Below are 24,309 nucleotides of genomic sequence, written 5' to 3' on the forward strand. Positions count from 1 at the left end.
CAAACCGTAGACTATGCCTGATCATCCTTTTAATATTCAAAATGATTAATCTTAAAACACTTTCTTGGTATCTTTTTAGATCATATTGCGGGTATTTTCTTACTATTTTATTCCTTTTAATCGGCATATTAATTATCTCAAATATTTTTGATCTTTTACAGAAATTTAAAAATATTTATGTTCCGTTTCACTTTTTTTGGCGATTCACGTTATATAAAATTCCTTACTTATTAAATCAAATAGCTTCCTTGATAAGCTTCACCGCTATGTTGTTTTTTCTTAAAAATTTAACGAAAAACAATGAGTTAATAGCAATTTTATCTAGCGGGATCCATATTTGGCGCATTCTGATCATACCGGCCTTTACGGCATTAATTTTAGGTATAGGGTTTACGGCTATACTAAATCCTATAGGAGCCTTAGGACTACAAAAATATGAACTGTTAGAAACAAAATTATTAAAGAAAAAAGCTACTGAAGTTACGATATCTAAATCAGGCTTATTATTTTTTGAATCTTATCAAGGCAATAATCAAATAATTCAAACTCAATCTATTAATTTGTCTGAGAAAAAGTTAAATAATATTACGATCTTATTTATTAGCGACAATAATTCGTTCCTTAAAAGAATTGATGCGAAATATGCTATAGCAAATAAGGGTAACTTAAGCTTAAAAACCGTAAAAGCTTTTACTAATGGAACCCTTAAGACCTATGATAACTTGACTATTCCGACAAATTTATCAATTGACCATTTAGCTGAAAAATTTGCCTTGCCCGAAATGGTTTCTATTTGGAGATTACCGAAGTTAATTAAACAGTTATTAAATTCCGGCGTACCGGTTATTAATTATCAAATTTACTATTATAAACAATTATTTAAGCCTATAATGATGGTTGCGACGGTTATTTTAGCAAGTTGTTTTATTAGCCTTAGGCAACGCGATAATTCTCAAGAAAAAATACTAATAATCGGTTTATTTATCGGCTTTATAGTATATTCATTATCGGAAATTTTGCTTAAAACACTCGCTTATAATAATCTTTCTCTTATTGCGGCTATTTTATTACCTAGTATGCTAGTATTCTTTATTAGTAATTTTATTATTTTACATTATAAGGAAATTTAGAAAAAACTATTGCTAGGAGGTGTTGTTGTGCGGATTAAAAACTCTACGTCATTGCGAGCGACCAAAGGCGTTGTTGCATGGCTACCGGAATCGTCATTGCGAGGAGGCACAAATGCTGGCAATGACACGGTACTAGGCAACGCCTAAAATAAAGTAAAATTTTACTTTATTTTTATTGAAACATTAGAGTAATATTTTATTCTGTAATTAAAGTTAAAACTGTGGAGAAAAAATAAATATGTTCACAAAATTTTGGGGAAGATTTTCCTCAGATATGGCTATAGACCTAGGCACGGCTAATACCATCGTATACGCAAAGGGTCGGGGCATCGTGCTTAACGAACCGTCCGTAATAGCTTTAATAAAGAAGAAAGGTTCTTTTGAGCCTTACGCCTTCGGTCATGAAGCTAAAATGATGCTAGGACGTACCCCAACCGATATTGAAGCAAAAAGACCGCTGAAAGACGGAGTTATTGCCGATTTTAAAGGTGCTGAAGAAATGATTAAGTACTTTATTAAAACAGTTCATAATCGTCGATCTTTTTTCGGTCCGATAATCGTAATATGCGTTCCTTCAGGTTCCACTCCGGTTGAGCGTAGAGCCATTCAAGAGGCAGCTGAAAGTGCAGGCGGTAGAGATGTATATTTGATTGAAGAACCTATGGCCGCCGCAATCGGGGCAGGATTGCCGGTTACGGAAGCCACCGGCTCAATGATCGTCGATATCGGAGGAGGTACGACGGAAGTAGCCGTTTTATCGCTTGGCGGCATAGTTTACGCAAGATCGGTAAGGGTAGGCGGTGATAAAATGGACGAAGCCATTATTTCCTATATTAGAAGACATTATAATTTATTAATCGGCGAAGCTACCGCAGAAAAAATAAAACAGGAAATCGGCACGGCTTACGTAGACGAAAATGTCGAGCCTAGAATGATGGAAATTAAAGGACGTGACTTAATTTACGGTATACCTAAAGAAATGGTATTGAACGAAAGACAAATTGCCGATAGTTTAGTTGAGCCGGTGAACCAAATTATTGAAGCGGTAAAGGTAGCACTAGAATGTACCCCTCCGGAATTATCTTCCGATATTGTCGATAAAGGAATTGTTTTAACGGGCGGTGGGGCGTTGCTAAGAAATCTTGATTATGTACTAAGTGAAGCCACTAAACTACCGGTGATAGTAGCAGATCAAGCTCTATCATGTGTGGCACTTGGTACCGGAAAAGTACTTGAGGATTTTGCAAAATTAAAGCATGTATTATTTAAGCAGGATTAAAGATGGCAATAATTGCGAATAGAGTAAGAACTTCGTCAAATATTTCGGAATTTATTAAATCTATAGTAATTCTTGCTAAACGTCTTCTTATTTTATTTTTTCTTACTTTATCATTATATTTGTTTATTGCCGCTCCAAAAAAAATTTCTAATATATCGCTTGAAGTAACGGGAGGTTTTTTATCGACCGGCTTAATAATTTATGAAAATATATTTGAATATATAAATTCGATATCTCAAAAATTAGTTTATTTTCAGGACTTAGCCAAAAAAAATGTCGAATTGCAGCTTGAAATTGCAAGATTACAACGTATGCAAAATAATATAGATTCTATAAGAGCCGAAAATACCGCTTTGCGGGATCTTTTAACTGTAACCAGAGAAGAAGAATTTGAATATGTAACTGCCAAATTATTAAGCGTTTCATTAAATCCTTTTTCTAAAACCGCTTTAATATTTGCCGGAAAAAATCACGGTATAGAGGTTGATCAAATTGTTACCAATGCTGAAGGACTAGTAGGGCGAATAACGGAAGTAAGTAATAATTACTCAAAAATTATGCTAATTAACGACGTTAATTCTAGGGTTCCTATCACTGCCGGCTCATCAAGAGAAAAAGGCATTTTAGCAGGTAACGGCAATAGCAGTAAAATACTCTATTTACCCGACAATCATTTAATTCAAAAAGACGAAAAAATAATAACCTCCGGACACGGTAATATTTATCCTTCCGGAATTTTAGTAGGTTATGCCGGTAAAGTAACGGAAAAAGAAGTTGTCGTTGATATGGCTGTTGATTTATCTAGAACCGAGTTTGTCCAAATATTACTACCGAAAAAATAGGGATGTCGATGTCATTTCTGCGAGGCAATGCTCGCGTGGCTCGAATTTTCGATGTCATTCCCGTGAAAACGGGAATCCAGAAAAACACTATTATAAGTCATCCTGAATTTATTTCAGGATCTACTATAAGAGATGCTGAAACAAGTTCAGCATGACAAAAGCAAAAAAGCTGGATTCCCGTTTTCGCGGGAATGACATAGAGTGAGTAGTATGCGTGAAGTATTTCAAGAATCCTAATTTTATTTTGAGGAGTGAACGCCCGCAGCCTATACTTAATAGGTGAGGACGTGAATCTCCGATAAAATGAAAGAGCAATTTTTGAAAGACGAGCAGCAATATGAATAAGAATTATTTCGGTCTAATAGCCGAATATATATGTATAATTATCTATAAGTTAAAATTTTATCAAATTCTTCATCACCGCAAACGTTATTATGTCGGAGAAATTGATATTATAGCATTGCGCAATAAAGAAATTGTTTTTATTGAGGTAAAAGCTAGGAGTTCTAAAATTGACGATAGATTTCTATCTTTAATGCAACAAAAAAGAATTAAACGAGCTGCCGAACTATTTTTAAGCAATAACTCTAAATATAGCAGTTATAACGTTAGGTTTGATTTAATAATTGTTAGACCCTACAAATTGCCGATAATTATTAAAAACGCTTGGTAACTTATACGCTCGTTTTTTGAAATTAAATTAATAAAAATGGAAATTTCATATGTCACTCGCTACTAAAATAAAAAAATTTTTAAAAGAAAAATTTAAAGAATATGAATTAAGCCGTAAGGATTTTGCTAAGGAAAGTGGTGTTCCTTATACTACCGTTACTAGAATTATGAAAGCCGAAGCTGGAACCGGTCGAGAATTTAATCCCGAAATAGATACGATATTAAAAATAGCCGACTATTTTAACTGCTCTATGGATGAAGTAATAGGTAGAAAGGTCCCAACAGAAGAAGAGAATAATTAATTTTTCATTGTGTAAACTTTAAAAAACGTATCATTTACTCTTTCTATCTTAATTCCGGCAGGTACTAACGAGGTAGCTTTACTAAAGGTTTCCGTTGCAAGGTCATATTTACCTAATTTCTCTAAGGCTATGCCTTTATTATAATAAATTCTATAGTCATTAGGATTAATATCAATAGCTTTATTATAAGCTTCTAATGATAAATCATATTTACCTAGCTGCATTAAAGTAGTAGCTATACCGTGATAAGGTAAATACATTGTAGGGTCTAGTTCTATAGCTTTATTATATGATTCCAGAGCTAAGGTAAATTTACCTAGTTCTTCAAGTGCCTCACCTTTATGATAATAAATTTCAGGGTCATTAGGATTAAGTTCAATAACTTTATCGAATGCTTTTATAACCTCTTCGTTATTTTTTAAAATACTTAGAACTAAACCTTTTTGATAATATAATTCAAAATTATTAGGATCAAGTTTAATAGTTTCATCATAGGCTTCTACTGCTTGTTCATATTTTCCTAATTTATTTAAAATAGCAGCTTTTGCATATGACATAGCTTTTATGTAGGTCTCAGGAGTAGAGGAATCAAATAAAGCTACTTTTATACCTTTATCAAATATTTCAAAAGCTTCTTCATACTTGTCTAATTTGTATAAAATTAAACCTTTATTATAATAAGTTCCGTAATAATTAGGATCAATCTCGATAGCTTTGTCATAAGCCTTTAAAGCTAGATCAATTTTCCCTAGTTTATTTAATATTACACCTTTATTAACATAAGCTAAAGCATAATTAGGATCAATCTCAATAGCTTTGTCATAAGCTATTAAAGCTAAGTCGTCTTTATCTAAATCTTCTAAAATAATACCTTTATTATAATATGCAGTAGCATCAGTTGGATTAAGCTTGATAGCTTTATCAATAGTTTCTAAAGCTAAATCCCTTTTACCTAAATTATTTAAAGAATCAAATTTTACAAAATATAATCGGGAATTTTGAGGATTTAATTCAATTGCTTTATCATAAGCCTTTATAGCCTCCTCATCCTTATTTATTTTCCTTAAAGTAAGTCCTTTATAAAAATGTATAATATAATTATTCGGCTCTAGCTCTATAGCTTTATTATAAGTTTCTAAAGCTAAATCATATTTTTCGGCTTTAACTAAATTGTTAGCTTGTTCTAGGTACTCATTTGCAAATGACATAGTAGTATATATTATAAAAAAAATAGCAAATAAATATTTCGGCATTTTTAATAAAATTAGTTGTAAAACTTTAAGAAATCTAAATATTTTAATTTCGTTGTTCATGCTCAATAAGCCATTTTTTACGAGCAATGCCGCCGCCATATCCGCCGAGTTCTCCATTGCTATTGATAATGCGGTGGCAAGGGATCACGATAGCAAGTTGATTGGCACCGTTGGCGTTCGCTACGGCTCTATAGGCATTTTGTTTACCGATTGCCGTAGCCTGTTTGCCATAACTTCTTGTTTCGCCGTAAGGAATACGCATTAATTCTTGCCAAACGAGTTGTTGAAACGGGCTACCTAAAAGATGTAAGGGAGTTTTAAACTCTTTTAAACTACCTGCAAAATAAAATTTGAGTTCTGTTTTAATTGATTTCAGCGGAGCGTTGCTACCGGGGATAATAGCCGCTTTGGTTTTGATACGTAATTTTTCTATTTCGCGCTCTAACCCGCGCCTATCGACAAATTCTAAAAGATATAATGCGTATTCATCGGCAATAGCAAGCATAGGACCGAGCGGCGTATCTAACCGGTCGGCTTTTAGGATATTATGATGATTATTGAATTTTGTCGGTGCTGCCCCCATAATTTTAGAAAAAGCATCTCTAAAACCGCTGCTTGATTCATAGCCCATATTAAGTTGCGTATCAATTACCGCTTTTCCTTCCCGAATTTGCTTCATGGCAATCCCCATTCTTCTTGCTTGTGCATGTTCCGGCGTTGTTGCATGGCTCGAAATCCTTATAAAAAAACACCGTCATTGCGAGGAGGCATTGTTGCGTGGCTCATGATTTACCGCATTATAGTTATTACAAGTACGGTGTCATACCGAGGCCCCTCCCCACTATTGTACGAACGTTGAAAAAAGGCTGTGTCATGCCGTGACTTGATCACGGCATCCAGGAAAATAAAGCCATATTAGACTTATTTTAGAATCTTTTTATGATATTATAAGCTGGATTCCGTGGTCGTAGCCACGGAATGACAGAATTTTTACCTCTTTATTTAAACGTTCGTACAGTAGTGGGCCCCTCCCACGGTATCCAGAAAAAACCTTAGTAAAAAGACTGGATGCCATGCAACAACGCCGCATATTCCACACAGGTCATACCGAAACGTTTTTTGAATTGTCGGCTCACCGTCGAGGCATCTACGGTTAATTCTTCCTTGATAAAATATAGCTTCCATAGCAATGACGTTTGGGATCGCAATAACCTTAACAATTTCTTGGCAAACAACAACTTTTATTTCTTTTTCTTGCTGCTCTTAGTAGTTGCATTAAATCTGCCGAAATTTTTAACAAATTTTTGTAGCCCGTTAAGTTCCGTACCGTATGTTTTAGTATATTCTCGAATCACTTCGATATCTTCCTTATGAGAATCGTTAATTACTATAACTTCTTGTACTGAATTACGAGTATCGAACGTAACTTTTACTATTCTTTGCTGCTCGACTTTTGGATTAAACCAAGCCCGCTTCGACATAGTTCTCTCGATATAATACCAACTATTTGGAGAATAATCGGGTATAATCGTCGGGCTGCCGATTAATTCCGTTACTTCAGATTTATTAAGTTTTTGAGTTTCTAGGCGGGAAAGTAAAGTATTGTCTATAAATTGACCTCTGGTTTCAATGGTCTGACAACCGCTGAGCAGTAGGAAAATTAATATACCGAAAGCATGAATTATAAAAGATTTCATAAATTTAATTTGAAATACCTAGATTTTATTACCGGATTATAATATACTGCTCTGCTAATTTGACAAATACTTTTTTTTACATATCATAGATTTATTAAAGATAGGGCTAATATGGCAGTTCCAAAGAAAAAAACATCTAAATCAAGACGTAATATGCGTCGTTCTCACTTAGCGGTCGGTAAAGTTAACGTAATAGTCGACTCACAAACCGGAGAATATAAACTTCCTCACCATATATCCGCAGTTGACGGTACATATAACGGTCGTCAAGTTGTCGTGAAGAAAAAAGAAGTCGACGAAGAAGAAGTAGCATAAGGCTTATTATATATGACCTGTAAAATTATCGGTTGCGGCGGATATTTACCGGAGCGAGTAGTTAGTAACGACGAGCTGGCAAAGCATGTAGACACTAACGACGAGTGGATTAAGACAAGAACGGGTATATCGCAGCGCCATATTGCGGCAAGTGATGAATATACCTCCCACCTTGCTTTAAAAGCTGCAGAAAAAGCTATATTAGACGCTAATATAGCAGTATCCGATATAGATTTGATTATTACCTGCACTACTACACCGGATAACAGCTTTCCCTCCGTATCTACCAAATTGCAGGGATATCTCGGTTTTACGAATAATATCCCTTCTTTTGATTTACAAGCGGTATGTGCCGGCTTTGTGTACGGGTTGCAAGTAGCAAATGCTTTTATTGATTCAGGTAAATATAAGACTATCTTGCTTATAGGAGCCGAAAAAATGACCTCTTTGCTTGACTTCCAAGATAGATCGACTTGTGTTTTATTCGGCGACGGAGCAGGGAGCGTGATATTACGGCGTAGTGAAGATAGCTCCGGTATAATAGATAGTAAAATTTACTCAAACGGTAGCTATGCCGAAATGCTTTATACGAACGGCGGCGTAAGTATGAACGGTAATAGCGGTAAAATCGTCATGCAGGGGCAAGCATTATTTCGCCATGCAGTCGAGAAAATGAGGCAATCGGTAGAGGAAATATTAAAAGACAATAACCTTACGGTGAATGATATTGATTATTTTGTTCCTCATCAAGCTAATATTAGAATTATCGATAAACTTGCTGAAGCCTTAAATTTGGAGCAAAGCAAAATAGTAAAAACGATAAAAAATCATGCTAATTGCTCAGCCGCCTCTATTCCTCTAGCTCTAAGTGAGCTAAAAGTTTCGGGAAACTTAAAAAAAGGTGATATTATTCTTTTTACTGCCATCGGTGCCGGCTTAACCTGGGGAAGCGCGTTAGTAAGGTGGTAAATTAAAGATGACAAAAAAACTACTTTTCATTTTTGGGACTAGACCGGAAGCCATAAAAATGACGCCGTTGATTAAAAAATCTCAGAAAAATAAAAATTTTGAAACTATAGTTTGCGTAACTGCTCAACATCGTGAAATGCTTGATCAAGTTTTAAATTTTTTTGAAATTATCCCCAATTACGATCTTAATTTAATGCTACCTAATCAAGATTTATCTGACTTAACTAGTAACGCTATAAATAAACTCAAATCAGTAATTACAGAGGTAAAACCGGATTTAATCCTAGTGCAAGGTGACACTACTACGGCATTTATCGGAGCGCTTTCGGCTTTTTATCATAAAGTACCGGTTGCTCATATTGAGGCGGGTCTTAGAAGCGGTGATAAATTTTCCCCTTATCCTGAAGAAATGTATAGAACTCTTACCGCCGACTTGGCCGAGTATCATTTTGTACCGACCGGAAATTCTAAACTTAATTTGCAAAAAGAAAATATTAAAAATAATATATATGTTACCGGTAGTACCGTAATAGACGCTTTACTACTGGGTTTAGGCTTAATTAAAAATAGCGGCGAAGAAAAATATTATGATTATTTTAGGTTTTTAGATTTTAGCAAAAAAATTATCCTTATTACTATGCATAGAAGGGAAAGTTTTGGGAAGCCGCTAGAAAATATTTGTGTTGCCTTAGAATTATTAGCGGCAAAATACCGAGATGTGCAGTTTGTTTATCCGGTACACCCTAACCCCAATGTGGAGAATATAGTCAATAATAGACTCGCTAATATCAAAAATATTTTTCTTATTTCTCCCCTTGATTATTCTTTTATGATTTGGTTAATGGAGAAAGCCTATATCATTATTACCGATTCGGGCGGTTTGCAAGAAGAAGCTCCGACTCTCGGCAAACCGCTTTTGGTTACTCGTGATGTAACCGAAAGGATGGAAGGAGTAACGGCTGGTACCGCTAAATTAGTCGGGACGAATATAGAAAATATTTTGAACGAAACAACAAAATTGTTAGATAATAACGATTATTATAAGACAATGGCAGAAACACACAACCCCTATGGGGACGGTAAAGCGACTGAATATATAATGAAAATTTTGACAAAAGAGTTGAGTATTAATGAAAGTATAAACTTAAATACGTAACAATAAATGCAGATACAAAATTTAAAAATTATACTAAAACGAATATTACTGAAATATTTAAAAGTATTATTTGTACACTGTTATTATATTTTTTACCGATATGCAAAATACGCTCATGCATTTATTAAAAAAATACTTAAAATATTTATCCATACTTATCCCAATATCTATGAGCATATCTCACTTTATTCAAATGATCTAAAAATACATATTATAGATAAAGATTATTCAGTCAATGATCAATTCCCGAAATACACTATTATTACTCCGGTGCTAAATGAAGAAAATAATATTATTGAAGTATTAAAATCTATTGAAGAACAAAGTTTAAAACCAGATCAAGTTATTATTGTTGATGGAGGTTCTTCCGATCAAACAGTAAAAAAAATAAATTTATATAAAGAATCATCTAAGTTAGATATTTTGTTATTATTCTCATCCGAACAAAATATCGGTCATCAAAGAAATATGGCAATAGATCATTCCCGAAATAATTTATTAATGAATGTTGATGCAGGAACTTATTTAAATAAAAACTATGCTGCTAATACTATAGGACCATTTTATAAATACAAAGATTTAGATTTAGTAAGTGGTGTACACTATCCTAAACATAAATATACTTGGTCTGTTTATTTATCGCCGGTTAAGCATTTTGAATTTCGCGTAGAACCTTATGGCGCCTGTTTAGTGTATAAAAAAGACATAGCATTAAAAATTGGAAAATATCCGGAATATCTAACATATGCCGGAGAAGATACGTTATTTTGCTATAAATATAAAAAAGAATCTAAAACTTGGGTCTTTAATAAGAAAGCTTTTCTATTATGGGAACATCCAACAACGTTAGAAGCCACGAAAAAGAAATTATTTAATTATATGATTGCTAATTTTGAATTAGGATTATGGCCATATTTCTATTCTAGTTATATTCTTGAGCCAAATATAAACTTGGGTTGGCAATGGAATATATTAAAAAAGAATTATAAGAAATTTTTGCAAAAACAAGCAGAAATTGAAATAACTAAAAGAAATATTAAAGGTTTATGCTTTATCCTTTCCGGTACGAGCATTGATAATTTAAATAAAGGAAAAGATAACAGGGAAAAAGTTTTAAAATTTATTGAAAATAATTATAAAACTTTTTTTATCAACTTTAACACTATATCTTCTACAATCACTGCTAAAAATACCGTGAAAAGAAATGCATTATTCTTTAATACTGATCATACATTACTAGAATTGCTTTATTATAAATATTTTTCAATAGCTGATTTTGAAGCTAGGTATAAGAAATTTTTACAAAATTCTTTATTTATTATCCAATGCCTGGATAAAACTATATGTAAGGATGTTTTTGCTTTAAAAAAGCATTTTAATAACATATTAATTATATATGAATATGTTGATAACAATCATATAAAAAGCTTAGAGCATAATTATCTTATCCAGAACTCGGATTGGATTATTATAGATCAAAAAAATAAATATTCTTTTGATAAAAAAACAGACCCAAATAAATTAATAATAGTGAATAGTCCTGAAGAAAAAGTAAAGAAATTACTTGAGTTGACTAGACTTACTCAAAATTGAAGCCTATAAGTAACTTCTTATTCGGATTAAATTTATGAAACGTTACCTTTTTTATATAATAACTCTGATAACCGTTATTACGGTTGGGTTAGGGTTTTATAAATTAAATAATAAGTCAACCAAACCAACTTTAAGAGTAAAAGCAATAAATTTTGACGCAGAAAATCAAAATGATGCCAATCCATTTTTAACAAAAATACTTGAAGAAAATTATAATTTGAAATTTGTAAATAAGAATGAAGATGTATTGCTAAACGGTTGCTTAAGTAGAGAACCGATTACAAAAGATCCTAAAGTAATTAAAATATATTATACTTCTGAACTATATACAGGAAGTGTACAAGATCAATTACAAACTCAAGATTTAGTATTAGGATTTGATTATATAGATCAACCTAATTATATAAGATTCCCTTTTTCTTATCATCGCCATAAGGAAAGAATGCGACATGACTATGATAGAAAACGACGAGAATGTAACCCTTCCGAAAAAAAATATTTTGCATGTTTTCTAGCTAGTAATGACGGCGAATGGCTACCTACATTTGATGGAGCGAGAGAGCGTGCTAAGTTATTTCATAGACTATCTTTATATAAAAAAGTTTTAAGCGGCGGAAAGCTTTTAAATAATATAGGAGAAAGAGTGTCGTTTGAGCAAGAAAAAACAGAAGATTGGTTATCACAATGTAAATTCACTATAGCTTATGAAAATCAATATTATCCGGGATACTTACCGAAAAAGCTTTTCAAGCTTGGTTCGCAGGCTCTATACCGATATATAACGCAGATAGAAGTGTTCTAGAAGATATAAATAGTAAAGCGGTTATTTTTGGCGGAGATTTTTCTACGCAAGATGAATTAGTAGACTATATTAAAAAAGTAGATAATGATGATGAACTATATTGTAGTATTTGGAATCAGAGAATTTTAGTTAATCCGGAAAAAGATTATGAAGTACTAATAGATAAAGTTCGCAAAAAAATAAATGAAATTTTTGAAACAAAATTTAATAAAAAAATTTAGATATTAAGAATCTAACGCTTTTATAATACCGCGTAGCGTTTGAACTTCTGCGCCGGATAATTTATCTATACGAGTGAAAATATTAGTAATATTTTGTTGCATCATTAAGGTTTTTTCCGGAACTTTAAAAAAGTTTTTCTTACCTAGCTCATTAAATAAATGTTCTAAGAAATAATTAAGTTCTCCTCTAGTTGCAAGTTTTTGAGTATTACAAATAGATATATTACCATCATAAGGCTTATTACGAAACAACTCATAACATATTATAATAACCGCCTGGGCAATATTTAAAGAGCTAAACTCACTTGTATTAATAGTAATAATTTTATGAGCAAGAGAAACCTCCTCATTACTCAGTCCGTTATTTTCTCGTCCGAACATTATTCCCGCTTTCTGCGCTAATGGATAGCTTAACGATAAATCTTGTGAAAATACATAATTTTTATTCATGGTGCGTTTTGTACAAGTTGTAGCGTAGAGATACTCAATATCTTTAATGCTTTCTTCTAGAGTATCATAAATTTTTGCGTTATCTATAACGTTAACCGCACCGACGGCAGTGCTTCTTGCTTGCTCATTCGGCCAGCCGTCTCGTGGGTTAACTATTCTTAGCTCGTCTACACCAAAATTTTTCATTGCTCTCGCCGTAGCTCCGATATTCTCTCCCATTTGAGGACAGACTAAGATTATTATAGGTTTAGAAAATTTATTTTCTTCGGTCATCTTATAGTCTAAATTTTTATTACAAGAGCAGTATAGGCAATTGCAACGGCATCGGCTTCGTCGGCACTAGTAATTAAATAAGTGCCGGGCAGGAGCAGTTTAATCATATGTAGAATTTGATGTTTCTGAGCATGCCCGTAACCCGTTACCGTTTTTTTTACCGTATTAGGTTTAAATTCTCGAAAATCAATATTATATCTGCCGATAAGTGCCATAATAGCACCCCTTGCATAGCCGAGTTTTAAAGATGTTAAATTATTCATATTAACAAAAGTTTCTTCAAGGGCTACCGCGTTTGGTTTATGTTCTAATATTACTTTTTCTAAACAAGTAGTAATAAAAGCAAGTCTTATATGCAGGGCATCTTTGCTATTTGTTTTTATCACGCCGCTATTTATATATGTTAGCTTTGTCGCTTCTTTACGAACCACTCCCCAGCCGAGGTTAGTAAGAGCCGGATCGATACCGAGTATAATCATAATTTTTAGTTTCTAAGTTAAAAGAGGTATTTCACGTTGATAATCAAAACGTTTCCGATGTCATTCTCACTTTCTTAGGGCGTTGTTGCATGGCTCAAAAAGTAATAAAAATCCGTCATGGCGAAGCCGCGAAGTGGCTGTGGCCATCCAGGCTATCCCGAATTACATTCGGGATTTAATTAGAATACTAAACAAGTTTAGTATAAAAATATGTTTATACTTAGATGGCCACGGCACCAAGAGGCGCCTCGCCATAACGATTCCGGTAGCCATGCAACAACGCCCCGTTTTCACGGGAATGACATAGAGACGGCTTTTACCCTATCTATACGACAATATTGGTTAATGGTGACTACTAACCTGCAGCACTTTAAATAATGTTCCCATTTGCTTAGGTGAGATTAATTTATCCACTTGCCGCTCTATTATAGCTGCGTGGTTAGGAGTAATTTTATCCTGCAATATTTTACTACGCAATAAAATACCGTTTTGAGTTAGGAAATCCCGTTGCGACATTGTTTCGGATATATTTAAACCGGTATTTTTTGCTACTGCTTTTAAGGCGTAAAAATCAACATGCGCCGAAAGATCAGCTGACCCTAAACTCTCAAGAAGCGGATAATATTTATGATTTTTTATAGCTTGAATAGTTGCGTTATATTGATTTCTAGTTCTCTGATTTGGATTTATATCATAACCGTAATCTATAACCAAGCAGCTACCGCTGAATTTTTTTAGATGATTGCTAATAAATTGCATAATTTTTATAGATTCGTAAGATTCTTCTATTATTGCGCCGTCATTTGCTTCTAAGTGGGTTTGTAACAAATAATCTTGTAAGTTTTTATTAACGGCAATTTTATCAAATTTAATTTTATTATCTATCGGTTCTATAACGAGTACCGACTCATACCATAATTCTTTAACTTTAATATATTGTTTTACCGGCATGGTATCAAAGAACTCATTAGCTATGATTATAGAAGGGATTTTTACTATATCTTCTATAGTTGTATAATGATTAATCGGTAAATTAATATCTTGTAAATTTGTTTGCTGATGAGCAATAAAATTGGGGTTAATTTCAATGAATTCTATCGTCAGAGCTTGATAAAATTCCGGTACTAACTTTGCCGTTCGTAGTAAATCACGCATTAATAGTCCTTTACCAGGACCGAGTTCAATTAAACTAATTCTTGAAGGGCAACCAATTTTCTGCCATTCTTTTATACACCATAAGCCTATAATTTCACCGAATAACTGCGAAATTTCAGGAGCGGTTATAAAATCTCCCTCGATACCTAAAATATCCTTATGTTGATAGTAAGAAGACGGGTTCAAGGAAAGCGCCTCACGCATTAATTGATCGCAGCTAATATAGCCGCTTTGCTTAATAAGCTGTCTTATTCTAAAGTCGATCGACATTACTTTTACTATTTCCGGGGTTATTTCCGCGCAGGCGCATGGGTGTTAATTTAAGAGATCGTCATTGCGAGCGACTGGAAGCTTTGTTGCCGGAATGACATCGAGGTTTACATTGATTGCGACTTTTAAATTGCCCTATGAAAATGGACGTATATTACGCCCAATCTATTAATACGAATATAATAGCATATTGCATTACCGCAGCAAATATTGCGGCTACTATATCGTCCAGCATAACACCGGTAGCACCGTGAATATTGCGGTCAAGCCAATTAATCGGCCATGGTTTTATTATATCAAAAATGCGAAATAGACAAAACGGTAAAATAAAAAGTACAATTAAATTAATTTTTAAAGGACTTAAATATTTTATTATGTTTGATTCATTGACAAATACTACCGAGAAAAAACAAAGGATTAAAGTTAACATTTGTCCGACTACTTCGTCTATTACTACCTCTTGCGGGTCTTCTCGTCCTGTATATTCTATATATATTTTAGTAAAATAACAGCCTAGTATTAATAATATCACCCATATACCGAAAGTTATTATAAATAAGGTTATAAGCTGTGCTTCACCAAGGGTAAGTGCAGGAAATGAAAAGATGATTTTACTAGTAATAATAAAATACATAACGGCGTAACATAGCGGAAAAGCCGCCAGAGAGCCGAAAGTACCCGGGCAGTATTTTATTTTGCCTATATAAAAAAAAGTTGCAAAAAACTCTGCTATTTGTTTTTTAGTAAACATTTCTTTCTCTATTGATATTTAATCTTAACTCGTTATATAATAACTTTTTATAACTCTAATAGAAAATTAATATAATGGGAATGAGTTTTAGTCATCTTTTAATAATTTTATTAATTATTTTTGTATTATTCGGCGCAGGTAAATTACCGCAGGTCATGGCAGATTTAGCTAAAGGACTTAAGGCTTTTAAAGACGGCATAAAGGATAAAGATAAAGATGATTTGTAGAATTTAGGGAAGAAAACAGCGTTTCTACACAATAAACCTTATGATGTTATGCTTGCAAAGGCATTGTTGCATGGATAAGTTAAAGCGTGTTCGATGTCATTCTCGCTAGGCATTGTTGCGTGGATACTCAAACCGTCATGGCGAGGCGCCTTTTGGCGCCGTGGCCATCCAGTTAAACATATTTTTATACTAAACTTATTTAGTATTCTAATCAAATCCCTCATTATATTCGGGATAGCCTGGATGGCCACAGCCACTTCGTGGCTTCGCCATGACGGATTTTTATTAATTTCCTATCCACGCAACAATGCTTCCTAGCAATGACGGTGTTTTTGCAACGCTTGTGTTTCACGCAAACATTGCTCTTGCAAGAATGCTTTTGAATACTTAACGAAAGCCATGCCCTAAAAAATAGAATTATTGCCTTGGGCAGCCACAACTTGTTTTACCTTTATTTTTCTCGGCAGAATCCTCAAGCTTTTTCCCGCCTGCTTGCATATCTTTTCCCATACCTTGCATGGTATTGCAGGCACTGGTTAAAAAAGCTACCGCTATTAATGTAAAAGTGATAAGTGTTGAACGCATAATTATTGCCTATTTAAATTTAAGTTTTGTAAGGGGAATTTTATTAAGCAAATAAAAATTTGTCAATAGACTTCTTCCGAAACTCTACTTCTAGGGGTAATTTGTACGTCGCACCTAGGCTCGAATCCTCACGTTACTTGCGTGTATGCTGCGGTTCTGCGCTCCGTGTCTCCTTCAAATTCCTCCCTATAAGCGAGTTTGAAAAGAAGTCTAATCTAAAAAATTATTCTAATTTTGAATCGGCAGAGTATTTAACGGCATAATTTAAAATTATAACGCCAAATAAAGCGGATAGCAAAGAGGCTATTATTACGGCTATTCTCATAGCATTAGAAGGGCAACCCGATTCAAAAGTTATACTACCGATAAATAAGCTTAAAGTAAAACCGATGCCGCCGAGAATTGCTATGGCATAGAATTTTAACCATGACGTATCTTTTGGTAAAGCACAAAATTTTAACCGAATAAACGGATATGAAAATAGCATAATACCTAATTGTTTCCCGATAAATAACCCGAATATTACTCCAAAGGTTACGTTAGAACATACGCTCTTAAACGAAAAATGTTTTAAAACGATACCGGAATTCATAAACACAAATAGAGGTAAAATAAAATAATTTACAAAAGGACGTATTAATTCTTCTAATTTTTTAAAAGAACTATTAATAACGTTACCCGTGTTAACAGGGATAAAGAGGGCGATAATAGCACCGCATAATGTGCCGTGAATACCGGCCTCAACCATGCTAATCCATAACAATAATCCTATTGCCATATAATAAAGGGTTTTTTGTACTTGATAATAGTTAAGTATCGATAAAATAACTATAATTCCTAAGGAAGCGCATAAGGCCACCATATAGATTGTTTTAGTATAAAATAAAGCAAGTATAATTAAAGCAAAAGCATCGTCAATTAGCGAGAAACCGATAATAAAAGCTCGAAGTTCTAAAGAAGTATAACGATGAAAAAAAGATAAAATACCGAGTACAAAAGCCGTATCGGTTGCTATCGGAATAGCCCAGCCTTTTAACGTTGATTGATCAAAATTAAAATATACGTAAATTAATGCCGGTGCTACTACTCCCCCTAAAGCTGCTGCACTCGGTAATATTAATTTCTTCTTGTTTTTATATTCTCCTTCTACTAAGTGAAATTTCATCTCCAAACCGATTAATAAAAAGAAAAATGTCATGAAACCGTCATTAATCAATTCTATAAAAGTGGTTTGCAGGCTTAAATTCCCTACCGATAAGAATATATTGCTATAGACAAATGCAATATAATATTTATTTAAAAAACTGTTATTGCTAATGACGAGTGCCAAGGCAAATGTTATAATGAGTAATATACCGGCAAAACTACCGGATTTAATTAATTCTCTTAATTTGTTGTTTATAGACATATTTATTATTGGTAATCTTTGTTAGTTTAGATAATATTTTAAGTTTATTGAAAAAGTCAAAGCTACTATGCTTTTATAATCATATTTTATATAATGGTGAGATAATTTTAATTATCTATATAGTAATCGTCATTATTTAGATTAATAAAGTATTATTGTCAAAGTATATAGGGTTTCTTGTAGAGAAGGATGCTTTATATTACAGTTTAATTTACCATAAAACAGGCTATTTCATGCTAGCAGAACAACAAACCGAGTGGATTATAAACAACAATCTTGTAAATAAAGGTTGGCATATAGATAATAGTAATAAAAAAAATGTTTATTTTCAAAAGCCGAAACTAGAAACAGAACGAAAAAAATTAAACAGAAAAAAACCGGATTATATACTATATAAAAGTAATACGGATATACCGATTGCAATTATTGAAGCGAAAAAAGGCGGAATAGACTTAAAATTAGCATTAGAACAAGCTACGGAATATGCAAAAGCCCTGAATGTACCGTTAGTATTTGCTATGAACGGCGCTTATTGTGAAGCTCGTTTTGTTCCAAATAATAAAGAACTTATATTAAACGGCGAAGAAGTAAGAGAGTTACTTCGAGAAAAAGAGATATTAGCTTTTTTAGAAGCAAATAGTAATGAAGCTTGGACGATCCCTAAAGAAGTTAAAGTTTCACGAGATGAGTTGATATCGATATTCAAAAATCTAAATAATATTTTAAGAAGCGAAGGCTTGCGAGCCGGAATAGAAAGATTTGGTGAATTTGCTAATATATTATTCCTGAAATTGCTTAGTGAGAATAATGAAAAATCTTGGTGGAATACTGTTAAAGCACAGTCAAATGAAGATATTATCGGTTACATAAACGGCTATGTCATAGAACAAATTAAAAATAAGTATGGCGGTGACGTTTTTACGCCTATTTCTATCGGTAACCCTCAAACGCTTCGGCATATTATCGATGCAATCGATCCTCTTATTTTATCGACAATAGACACGGATATAAAAGGCGATGCATTTGAATATTTCCTTGAAAAAACTACCTCAACCGAGAATGACTTAGGAGAATATTTTACCCCTAGAAATGTTGTTAAAACCATTATTAACCTTGTGGATCCTAAATTTAAAGAAACAATTTATGATCCTTTTTGCGGTACAGGAGGGTTTTTAACCGAAGCTTTTAACTATATTAAAGAAAATACTATAATTAATACTCAAGAAGATTTAGAAAGACTAAAATTTGATACGTTATATGGGCGAGAAATAACTACAACCGCTAGAATCGCCAAAATGAATATGATTTTGCATGGTGACGGACATAGCGGAATTCAACAAATAAATAGTCTTGAAAATCCTAATTATATTAAACCTTTAACTAATCAGCAGTTAAAGTTTGATATAATCGTTACTAATATGCCTTTCTCCCAGGAAATTACTAAAAAGACTATTAAAAACGGCAAAACCGTAACAGAGAATTATATAGCTCCTCTTTATTATAACGGTATTGCTAAAAATAACGGTGATGCTGCTTGCGTTTTACATTGTCTTCATAATTTGAAAGAAGGCGGCAGGATGGCGTTAGTAGTACCTGAAGGGTTTCTATTCAGAAAAGATATTGCTGCCGTACGACAATTTTTATTATCGAAAGTAAAACTACAAGCCGTTATTTCTCTGCCGCAAGGTACTTTTTTACCTTATACAGGAGTAAAAACATCGATACTTTATTTTACCGATGCACATAAACCAAATAATCAAAAAGAATATTGGTTTTATGAAGTCAAAAATATTGGGATTACCTTAGACAATAAGAAAAGAAAAATTAACGGCATAAATGATTTAAACAAAATTGATTCCTCGGATATTGGTAAAGTAGACAAAAATCCTGACTTAAAGACTAATATGTTTGAACTCGGGTTTGAAATAATAGATTTAGAGAAAGTGAAGAATGACGGGTATAATTTGGTTGGAAGTTTTTATAAGGAATTACAGAAAAACAATAAATATAAATTTGTAAAACTTGGAGAGATAAGTAAGGTTGAAAGCGGTAACTCTGCACCTCAAAATAATAATTTATTTGAAAATGGTATTTACCCGTTTTTCAGGGTTTCAGATATTGCAAAGCCTCATATATCTGGCAACCTTTTAGAAACTGCTGATAAGTTAAACGACGAAGGAGTAAAAGGATTAAAATTATTTAAAAAAGGTTCTATTCTTTTTCCTAAAAGTGGTGCCTCAACTTTACTCAATCATCGTGCAATTATGGGCTGTGATGGATATGTTACTTCGCACTTAGCAATCATTACTGTAGACAAAACAAAAATGCTATCAGAATTTTTGTTTTACCTATTAGTCGGTGTTGATGCAAAAAATATCATATTAAATGACAGCTACCCTTCAATTAGAATTGATTTTTTACAAAACCTACAACTTCCTCTTCCTCCTTTTGAAGAACAACAAAAAATAGTTGAGGAATTGGATAGTTATCAAAAAATAATAGATGGGGCAAAACAGATAATAGATAATTGGAAGCCTAATTTTAAAATAAGACCTGAATGGCAGGTGCTAAAAATTTCAGATATAGCAGAAAGTTTAAAAGCTGGCGGTGATGTTCCAAAAGATAATTATTCAAAGGATAAAACTATAAAATATAAAATACCAATTTATTCAAATGGGACTACTAATAAAGGTTTATATGGATATACAAATATTATAAAAGTAGATAAACCATGCGTAACAATTTCTGCGAGAGGAACTATAGGGTATGCAGTAGCACGTAATGAACCTTTTTATCCTATAGTTAGATTAATTGTATTAATACCTAAAAAAGGTATTGAAATAGAATACCTAGAATATATTCTAAACAAAATAGATTTTAAATTATTTAGCACAAGTACTCCACAATTAACAGTGCCTGAAATATCAAATTATAGAATTCCAATTCCTCCTTTACATATCCAACAAGAAATAATAGGACAAATTGAAGAAGAGCGTACAATGATCGAAGCAAATAAAGAAACCATAAAGCTTTTTGAAAATAAACTAAAAACTAAACTAGATTCTCTTTGGCAATAGTTTATGTATATCACCTACCTAAAAAACTTAATCAGCTTTGAGTCGGTAACGCCGAATAGCGCAGGAGCTATTGAGTATATTGACAAGTTACTCCAAGAGAACGGCTTTCAAACCGAAATAAAATTATTCGGCGGCTCCTCCTCGCAAGTTACAAATCTTTACGGATTTTACGGCAATAAAAAACCGAATATTTGTTTTGTCGGGCATGTAGACGTCGTGCCTGCCGGTGATTTTACTCTTTGGCACGCTTCGCCTTTCTCGGCTCACATAATTGCCGATAAAATATACGGCAGAGGAGCCGTTGACATGAAAGGGGCGATAGCCTGTTTTTTAGCGGCAAGTTTGGATTTTATAAAGCATAATCCGAACCTTAACGGCTCGATTAGTTTTTTAATTACCGGCGATGAAGAAGGCGAAGCAAAATACGGCACTAAAGAAATGTTAAAACACATCTATAATCAAGGTCATAAAATTGATTTTGCTATTGTCGGTGAGCCGACAAATGAAGAAGAAATAGGTGATACGATTAAAATAGGTAGGCGCGGTAGCGTAAATTTTAACTTAAACTTACACGGCAAACAGGGGCACGTTGCTTATCCGCAAAAAGCACGTAACCCTCTTCCTTGTTTAATAAAAATAATGCATGATATTATCAATATTAAACTTGATGAAGGCGGTGCATTTTTTGATCACTCGAATACCTGCGTTACCTCAATTGATGTCGGTAATAATATAACTAACGTAATTCCGGGTGAAGCTTCCGCACGATTTAATATTCGGTTTAATGAGCTACATTCAGCTGAGAGTCTAACAAATCTAATAAAGCGAATTGTCGAAAAATATTGTACCGAATATAAATTAAATTATGAATTAACCGCTAAAAGTTCAGCCGAAAGCTTTATTCAAGACCCTATAGACAGAATAGCCGATTTCGCCGAAATAGTTGCAAGCACAACTAATATAAAACCTAAATTCTCAACTAGCGGCGGTACTTCCGATGCTAGATTTGTTAAAAGCTATTGCCCGGTTGTTGAATTCGGTTTATTATCCGAAACAGCTCATAAAATTAATGAATATACAAAAATTACTGATTTACAAAAATTATACGATGTGTATTATAATTCTTTGACAAAATTCCTAACTTAAGAAGTTTTGCGGGTGTGATGGAACTGGTAGACGTGCAAGATTTAGGTTCTTGTGCCGCAAGGCGTGGGGGTTCAAGTCCCTCCACCCGTACCATTCTTCAATTTTAGTGCAATTTGTGAAAGCATCAAACGGCGGACGTAGAGAGTAATCAAGTTTTTCGCTGCTCAATGTTAGGTTAGCAAATACTAAATTTACTAAACTCCTTTTGTCCTCGACAGTTGAACCTATAAACTTGTTATGGGCGTCAGAAGCTAATTCTACCAAGGAAATTAGCGTTTTTGTAAACTCATCATCTGCATTGTGATAAGCTCCGATTTCTCTCATTACATCGTTGCGTCGTTCTATTAATTGCTGGCGTTTTTCTTCGTGCGTTTTTTTGTCTATTTCACCATCAAGTAATAAATTCATTAAATTATCCATACGCGTTTTAATTTTTGTATCTTCGCTATAAAGTTCACTTACACGGCGTTTATGAAAATCTTTTTCCGCATTTGCGCTAGCTTTAGTATATGTTATTACTTCGCTTAACATCTGCGGCGATAATTGCATTGATGCAAAGACTTTTTCCACTTCCTTTAAGGCTATCTCTTCCGGTACATATATTGCCTGTGTAGATTCCTTTGATACCCATATTCTTAAGTATCTCCACTCTGCAGTTTCTCCATTCTTGTAAGCTTTGCTCCGTATGTCAGGAGTTGCTACCCTACCGGTATTAGCGCATTTAATTAAGCCTCTAAATATTGATTCCTTATTTCTGAATTTATACGGCATTCTTTTCCATCCTAGCCGTACCTTTTGGCATTTATCAAATAACTCTTTGTTTATAATTGGTGGGTAAATATGAGGGAATCTTTGCCCTGTTTTTTTTAATCTCATTACTCCATAATAAAAAGGATTCTTAATAAGCTCGAAAATTTGCGATCTACTTAAATAACCTTTATTGCCTCTTGCATTAGTAAGTCCCCACTCTTTGGTTTTTTTCAATATTTCCGGTAAGTTATAATTGCCTGTTGCGTAGGTTTCAAATATCTTTTTTATCAAAGGTGATCTATCAAGGTCAATTACTATGGTTCCCTTTTTATCGTTAGTATGCAGATAACCCATGGGAGCAGTACTTACCCATTTACCTTCTCGTAATTTTTGCGCTATACTGCGGTTTATGTTATCCTTAAGGCTATCAACGTAATTTTGCGCCATCATAGTAAACAAATTCCACATCATACGCTCCTGTGATGTAGAATATTTATGGATAATACAATTTTCCGTGTGAAAATGTAGCTCTATTTTTTCTTTTTCGATAAGGTTGTTTAATAAAGGAGTCTCCTTATAACTACGTTGTAGCCTGTCCACCTTATCCGTTACCACTGCAATTATTTTTTTCTGCTTTTTAGCAAACTCTATGGCTTCCATAAATTTTTTACGATTGCCTACGGTTGACGATTCAGTAAATTCAAAGATTTTTAAAATCCCTAACCCTTTACGGGTACAATATTCTTGTGAACGATATTTTTGGGCATTGGTTGAATAGCCTTCTTCCTGCTCTTTAGAGGATACCCTACATAATATAATTGCTTCAGTTGCTTTTTTTCTTTCGTACATATTATTACCCCCTCCCCATAGTTTTATTCCAATTAAAACAATAATATTTTTCAAAATAAGCTGTAGCCTGATGTAAAAAACGACTTTCATACTTAGTTAATTTACGTAATATTATATCAGAGCCATCCTTGTTATAAGTAACGACTGTAATGAGCTTTGCGGCGAGTAAAGTACCGAATACCGCCCACATTATGGTATTAACCGGAGTATTTAAAAGCTCGTCGTCAATTATAACTGTGACGGGTTTGTTATGGCAGGTGCTTATACGACGGACTAATTTACAAAAAGCCCGATAATCGTAAGAGTCTTTAGATTGGATAATTTTTAATATTTTTAGCTTTCCTTTTTTGCAGCTGATAGAAATACCTTGCCTAAGCTTATCACTTTCAAGCCCATAAGGAGGGTGTAAGAAAATTATAGCTTTGGGAGCTGAAAATATAGGTTTTGGAGTTATTAGATTTGATTGATTATTTTGATCGGTCATTTGGATATCCCCATTTTGATTAAACTTAAAGTTATTAAGTTTTAACCACCAAAAATTGCTTTAAGGTGGTCGGGGAGTTAAGAAAACCGCATAACACAGCTATAATAGTTTTTAGGTCTAAAGTATAGTACCTTAAACCCTGGTATGACTATTATCTCCCAGACCCTAAGAAAG

At 33.5% G+C, this 24,309-nt stretch carries 28 protein-coding genes, 1 tRNA gene and 2 pseudogenes; 16 read left to right on the forward strand and 15 right to left on the reverse strand.

All coding sequences use genetic code 11. From position 1 onward, the window contains the following. Positions 1-41 precede the first annotated feature (41 nt). Entirely contained in the window at positions 42-1,130 is a 1,089-nt protein-coding gene (locus AAHM91_RS05110) for an LptF/LptG family permease (RefSeq protein WP_342270100.1), read from the forward strand. Here AAHM91_RS05110 and AAHM91_RS05115 read toward each other — a convergent pair. After that, positions 1,127-1,258 carry a hypothetical protein gene (locus AAHM91_RS05115; protein ID WP_342257127.1) on the reverse strand — a complete coding sequence of 44 codons (132 nt, stop codon included), beginning with the start codon at positions 1,256-1,258 and terminating at the stop codon, positions 1,127-1,129. The two genes, AAHM91_RS05110 and AAHM91_RS05115, sit on opposite strands and share 4 nt — an antisense overlap. Before the next feature lie 110 nt (positions 1,259-1,368). On the opposite strand from AAHM91_RS05115, the gene AAHM91_RS05120 reads away from it, so the two are divergent. The 4 genes from AAHM91_RS05120 to AAHM91_RS05135 all read left to right on the forward strand — a co-directional run bounded on the left by AAHM91_RS05120 (position 1,369) and on the right by AAHM91_RS05135 (position 4,225). Next, on the forward strand, positions 1,369-2,409 hold the full coding sequence (locus tag AAHM91_RS05120) for a rod shape-determining protein (protein WP_253308312.1): 1,041 nt from the start codon (positions 1,369-1,371) through the stop codon (positions 2,407-2,409). 2 nt (positions 2,410-2,411) lie between these two features. Continuing rightward, entirely contained in the window at positions 2,412-3,251 is an 840-nt protein-coding gene (gene mreC, locus AAHM91_RS05125) for a rod shape-determining protein MreC (protein ID WP_341793334.1), read from the forward strand. Positions 3,252-3,588: 337 nt separating this feature from the next. Beyond that, entirely contained in the window at positions 3,589-3,924 is a 336-nt protein-coding gene (locus AAHM91_RS05130) for a YraN family protein (protein WP_253308314.1), read from the forward strand. A gap of 49 nt (positions 3,925-3,973) precedes the next feature. Further along, positions 3,974-4,225 carry a helix-turn-helix transcriptional regulator gene (locus AAHM91_RS05135; protein ID WP_253308315.1) on the forward strand — a complete coding sequence of 84 codons (252 nt, stop codon included), beginning with the start codon at positions 3,974-3,976 and terminating at the stop codon, positions 4,223-4,225. Here AAHM91_RS05135 and AAHM91_RS05140 read toward each other — a convergent pair. From AAHM91_RS05140 to AAHM91_RS05155, 4 genes are all read right to left on the reverse strand, one after another. Then, entirely contained in the window at positions 4,222-5,538 is a 1,317-nt protein-coding gene (locus tag AAHM91_RS05140) for a tetratricopeptide repeat protein (protein ID WP_342270101.1), read from the reverse strand. The genes AAHM91_RS05135 and AAHM91_RS05140 overlap by 4 nt on opposite strands. After that, positions 5,522-6,061 (reverse strand): methylated-DNA--[protein]-cysteine S-methyltransferase, encoded by a 540-nt coding sequence (locus AAHM91_RS05145; RefSeq protein WP_342270732.1) that lies wholly within the window; start codon positions 6,059-6,061, stop codon positions 5,522-5,524. The genes AAHM91_RS05140 and AAHM91_RS05145 overlap by 17 nt, the downstream gene beginning before the upstream one ends. A 354-nt stretch (positions 6,062-6,415) precedes the next feature. After that, positions 6,416-6,553, reverse strand: coding sequence for a hypothetical protein (locus tag AAHM91_RS05150; protein ID WP_342270102.1), 138 nt, complete (start codon positions 6,551-6,553; stop codon positions 6,416-6,418). Positions 6,554-6,719: 166 nt separating this feature from the next. Then, the gene (locus tag AAHM91_RS05155) at positions 6,720-7,175 is read right to left on the reverse strand and encodes an outer membrane protein assembly factor BamE (RefSeq protein ID WP_341793326.1); all 456 of its coding nucleotides are present in this window, start codon (positions 7,173-7,175) and stop codon (positions 6,720-6,722) included. A gap of 111 nt (positions 7,176-7,286) precedes the next feature. Between AAHM91_RS05155 and rpmF the strand changes: the two genes are divergently transcribed. Genes rpmF through AAHM91_RS05185 form a run of 6 tightly spaced genes read left to right on the forward strand, consistent with a single transcriptional unit; the run spans position 7,287 to position 12,231 of the window. Continuing rightward, positions 7,287-7,490 (forward strand): 50S ribosomal protein L32, encoded by a 204-nt coding sequence (gene rpmF / locus AAHM91_RS05160; protein ID WP_253308318.1) that lies wholly within the window; start codon positions 7,287-7,289, stop codon positions 7,488-7,490. A gap of 12 nt (positions 7,491-7,502) precedes the next feature. Next, a complete protein-coding gene (locus AAHM91_RS05165) occupies positions 7,503-8,459 on the forward strand; it encodes a beta-ketoacyl-ACP synthase III (protein WP_342270103.1) in 957 nt (318 codons plus the stop codon). A 7-nt stretch (positions 8,460-8,466) separates the two neighbouring features. Continuing rightward, positions 8,467-9,615 carry a non-hydrolyzing UDP-N-acetylglucosamine 2-epimerase gene (gene wecB, locus AAHM91_RS05170; protein ID WP_253308320.1) on the forward strand — a complete coding sequence of 383 codons (1,149 nt, stop codon included), beginning with the start codon at positions 8,467-8,469 and terminating at the stop codon, positions 9,613-9,615. 6 nt (positions 9,616-9,621) lie between these two features. Continuing rightward, entirely contained in the window at positions 9,622-11,208 is a 1,587-nt protein-coding gene (locus tag AAHM91_RS05175; RefSeq protein WP_341793324.1) for a glycosyltransferase family A protein, read from the forward strand. Between the two features lie 34 nt (positions 11,209-11,242). After that, positions 11,243-12,010: a hypothetical protein gene (locus AAHM91_RS05180; RefSeq protein ID WP_342270104.1), complete on the forward strand. Its 768-nt coding sequence runs from the start codon at positions 11,243-11,245 to the stop codon at positions 12,008-12,010. Continuing rightward, the gene (locus AAHM91_RS05185) at positions 11,983-12,231 is read left to right on the forward strand and encodes a hypothetical protein (protein ID WP_342270733.1); all 249 of its coding nucleotides are present in this window, start codon (positions 11,983-11,985) and stop codon (positions 12,229-12,231) included. Before AAHM91_RS05180 ends, AAHM91_RS05185 begins: the two co-directional genes overlap by 28 nt. Before the next feature lie 3 nt (positions 12,232-12,234). On the opposite strand, the gene AAHM91_RS05190 is transcribed toward AAHM91_RS05185, so the two are convergent. Both AAHM91_RS05190 and ruvC read right to left on the reverse strand, forming a co-directional pair. Further along, a complete protein-coding gene (locus tag AAHM91_RS05190; RefSeq protein ID WP_342270105.1) occupies positions 12,235-12,954 on the reverse strand; it encodes an RNA methyltransferase in 720 nt (239 codons plus the stop codon). Positions 12,955-12,962: 8 nt separating this feature from the next. Beyond that, positions 12,963-13,433 (reverse strand): crossover junction endodeoxyribonuclease RuvC, encoded by a 471-nt coding sequence (gene ruvC, locus AAHM91_RS05195; RefSeq protein WP_253308324.1) that lies wholly within the window; start codon positions 13,431-13,433, stop codon positions 12,963-12,965. 85 nt (positions 13,434-13,518) lie between these two features. On the opposite strand from ruvC, the gene AAHM91_RS05200 reads away from it, so the two are divergent. Further along, positions 13,519-13,740, forward strand: a complete 222-nt coding sequence (locus tag AAHM91_RS05200; protein WP_341793321.1) for a hypothetical protein — start codon at positions 13,519-13,521, stop codon at positions 13,738-13,740. Positions 13,741-13,775: 35 nt separating this feature from the next. Here AAHM91_RS05200 and AAHM91_RS05205 read toward each other — a convergent pair whose 3' ends face one another. After that, positions 13,776-14,858 carry a class I SAM-dependent methyltransferase gene (locus tag AAHM91_RS05205; RefSeq protein ID WP_342270106.1) on the reverse strand — a complete coding sequence of 361 codons (1,083 nt, stop codon included), beginning with the start codon at positions 14,856-14,858 and terminating at the stop codon, positions 13,776-13,778. A 154-nt stretch (positions 14,859-15,012) separates the two neighbouring features. Further along, positions 15,013-15,609 carry a phosphatidylglycerophosphatase A family protein gene (locus AAHM91_RS05210; protein WP_342270107.1) on the reverse strand — a complete coding sequence of 199 codons (597 nt, stop codon included), beginning with the start codon at positions 15,607-15,609 and terminating at the stop codon, positions 15,013-15,015. Positions 15,610-15,683: 74 nt separating this feature from the next. Here AAHM91_RS05210 and tatA point away from each other — a divergent pair, with 74 nt between their 5' ends. After that, positions 15,684-15,836 (forward strand): twin-arginine translocase TatA, encoded by a 153-nt coding sequence (tatA, locus tag AAHM91_RS05215; RefSeq protein ID WP_253308327.1) that lies wholly within the window; start codon positions 15,684-15,686, stop codon positions 15,834-15,836. Positions 15,837-15,874: 38 nt separating this feature from the next. On the opposite strand, the gene AAHM91_RS05220 is transcribed toward tatA, so the two are convergent. From AAHM91_RS05220 to nhaA, 4 genes and pseudogenes are all read right to left on the reverse strand, one after another. Further along, the gene (locus tag AAHM91_RS05220) at positions 15,875-16,093 is read right to left on the reverse strand and encodes a hypothetical protein (RefSeq protein ID WP_341793318.1); all 219 of its coding nucleotides are present in this window, start codon (positions 16,091-16,093) and stop codon (positions 15,875-15,877) included. Positions 16,094-16,253: 160 nt separating this feature from the next. Continuing rightward, positions 16,254-16,421 (reverse strand): entericidin A/B family lipoprotein, encoded by a 168-nt coding sequence (locus AAHM91_RS05225; protein ID WP_253308328.1) that lies wholly within the window; start codon positions 16,419-16,421, stop codon positions 16,254-16,256. A 61-nt stretch (positions 16,422-16,482) separates the two neighbouring features. Continuing rightward, positions 16,483-16,633, reverse strand: a pseudogene (locus AAHM91_RS05230) (palindromic element RPE1 domain-containing protein); the annotation flags it as partial. 11 nt (positions 16,634-16,644) lie between these two features. Then, entirely contained in the window at positions 16,645-17,829 is a 1,185-nt protein-coding gene (nhaA, locus tag AAHM91_RS05235; protein WP_342270108.1) for a Na+/H+ antiporter NhaA, read from the reverse strand. Positions 17,830-17,984: 155 nt separating this feature from the next. Between nhaA and AAHM91_RS05240 the strand changes: the two genes are divergently transcribed. The 3 genes from AAHM91_RS05240 to AAHM91_RS05250 all read left to right on the forward strand — a co-directional run bounded on the left by AAHM91_RS05240 (position 17,985) and on the right by AAHM91_RS05250 (position 22,145). Continuing rightward, on the forward strand, positions 17,985-20,906 hold the full coding sequence (locus AAHM91_RS05240) for an N-6 DNA methylase (RefSeq protein WP_342270109.1): 2,922 nt from the start codon (positions 17,985-17,987) through the stop codon (positions 20,904-20,906). A gap of 3 nt (positions 20,907-20,909) precedes the next feature. Continuing rightward, positions 20,910-22,052 (forward strand): succinyl-diaminopimelate desuccinylase, encoded by a 1,143-nt coding sequence (gene dapE, locus AAHM91_RS05245; protein WP_342270110.1) that lies wholly within the window; start codon positions 20,910-20,912, stop codon positions 22,050-22,052. A gap of 8 nt (positions 22,053-22,060) precedes the next feature. Then, positions 22,061-22,145 (forward strand) — tRNA-Leu (locus AAHM91_RS05250). 705 nt (positions 22,146-22,850) lie between these two features. On the opposite strand, the pseudogene AAHM91_RS05255 reads toward AAHM91_RS05250, so the two are convergent. Then, positions 22,851-23,741: pseudogene (locus AAHM91_RS05255) on the reverse strand (recombinase family protein); the annotation flags it as partial. Then, a complete protein-coding gene (locus tag AAHM91_RS05260) occupies positions 23,656-24,135 on the reverse strand; it encodes a hypothetical protein (RefSeq protein ID WP_341793312.1) in 480 nt (159 codons plus the stop codon). The gene AAHM91_RS05260 and the pseudogene AAHM91_RS05255, both read right to left, overlap by 86 nt. Between the last annotated feature and the right edge of the window lie 174 nt (positions 24,136-24,309).

Source organism: Rickettsia endosymbiont of Orchestes rusci, from assembly GCF_964030945.1.
Taxonomy (GTDB): Bacteria; Pseudomonadota; Alphaproteobacteria; order Rickettsiales; family Rickettsiaceae; genus Rickettsia.

Excerpts from the sequence above, each read along its gene's own strand:
- rpmF (WP_253308318.1), top strand. The coding sequence starts at position 7,287 with ATGGCAGTTCCAAAGAAAAAAACATCTAAATCAAGACGTAATATGCGT.
- AAHM91_RS05145 (WP_342270732.1), bottom strand. The coding sequence starts at position 6,061 with ATGGGGGCAGCACCGACAAAATTCAATAATCATCATAATATCCTAAAA.
- AAHM91_RS05120 (WP_253308312.1), top strand. The coding sequence starts at position 1,369 with ATGTTCACAAAATTTTGGGGAAGATTTTCCTCAGATATGGCTATAGAC.
- AAHM91_RS05165 (WP_342270103.1), top strand. The coding sequence starts at position 7,503 with ATGACCTGTAAAATTATCGGTTGCGGCGGATATTTACCGGAGCGAGTA.
- AAHM91_RS05205 (WP_342270106.1), bottom strand. The coding sequence starts at position 14,858 with ATGTCGATCGACTTTAGAATAAGACAGCTTATTAAGCAAAGCGGCTAT.
- AAHM91_RS05210 (WP_342270107.1), bottom strand. The coding sequence starts at position 15,609 with ATGTTTACTAAAAAACAAATAGCAGAGTTTTTTGCAACTTTTTTTTAT.
- dapE (WP_342270110.1), top strand. The coding sequence starts at position 20,910 with ATGTATATCACCTACCTAAAAAACTTAATCAGCTTTGAGTCGGTAACG.
- AAHM91_RS05140 (WP_342270101.1), bottom strand. The coding sequence starts at position 5,538 with ATGAACAACGAAATTAAAATATTTAGATTTCTTAAAGTTTTACAACTA.
- nhaA (WP_342270108.1), bottom strand. The coding sequence starts at position 17,829 with ATGTCTATAAACAACAAATTAAGAGAATTAATTAAATCCGGTAGTTTT.
- wecB (WP_253308320.1), top strand. The coding sequence starts at position 8,467 with ATGACAAAAAAACTACTTTTCATTTTTGGGACTAGACCGGAAGCCATA.
- tatA (WP_253308327.1), top strand. The coding sequence starts at position 15,684 with ATGGGAATGAGTTTTAGTCATCTTTTAATAATTTTATTAATTATTTTT.
- mreC (WP_341793334.1), top strand. The coding sequence starts at position 2,412 with ATGGCAATAATTGCGAATAGAGTAAGAACTTCGTCAAATATTTCGGAA.
- ruvC (WP_253308324.1), bottom strand. The coding sequence starts at position 13,433 with ATGATTATACTCGGTATCGATCCGGCTCTTACTAACCTCGGCTGGGGA.
- AAHM91_RS05110 (WP_342270100.1), top strand. The coding sequence starts at position 42 with ATGATTAATCTTAAAACACTTTCTTGGTATCTTTTTAGATCATATTGC.
- AAHM91_RS05150 (WP_342270102.1), bottom strand. The coding sequence starts at position 6,553 with ATGGCATCCAGTCTTTTTACTAAGGTTTTTTCTGGATACCGTGGGAGG.
- AAHM91_RS05260 (WP_341793312.1), bottom strand. The coding sequence starts at position 24,135 with ATGACCGATCAAAATAATCAATCAAATCTAATAACTCCAAAACCTATA.
- AAHM91_RS05130 (WP_253308314.1), top strand. The coding sequence starts at position 3,589 with ATGAATAAGAATTATTTCGGTCTAATAGCCGAATATATATGTATAATT.
- AAHM91_RS05155 (WP_341793326.1), bottom strand. The coding sequence starts at position 7,175 with ATGAAATCTTTTATAATTCATGCTTTCGGTATATTAATTTTCCTACTG.
- AAHM91_RS05225 (WP_253308328.1), bottom strand. The coding sequence starts at position 16,421 with ATGCGTTCAACACTTATCACTTTTACATTAATAGCGGTAGCTTTTTTA.
- AAHM91_RS05135 (WP_253308315.1), top strand. The coding sequence starts at position 3,974 with ATGTCACTCGCTACTAAAATAAAAAAATTTTTAAAAGAAAAATTTAAA.
- AAHM91_RS05175 (WP_341793324.1), top strand. The coding sequence starts at position 9,622 with ATGCAGATACAAAATTTAAAAATTATACTAAAACGAATATTACTGAAA.
- AAHM91_RS05180 (WP_342270104.1), top strand. The coding sequence starts at position 11,243 with ATGAAACGTTACCTTTTTTATATAATAACTCTGATAACCGTTATTACG.
- AAHM91_RS05190 (WP_342270105.1), bottom strand. The coding sequence starts at position 12,954 with ATGACCGAAGAAAATAAATTTTCTAAACCTATAATAATCTTAGTCTGT.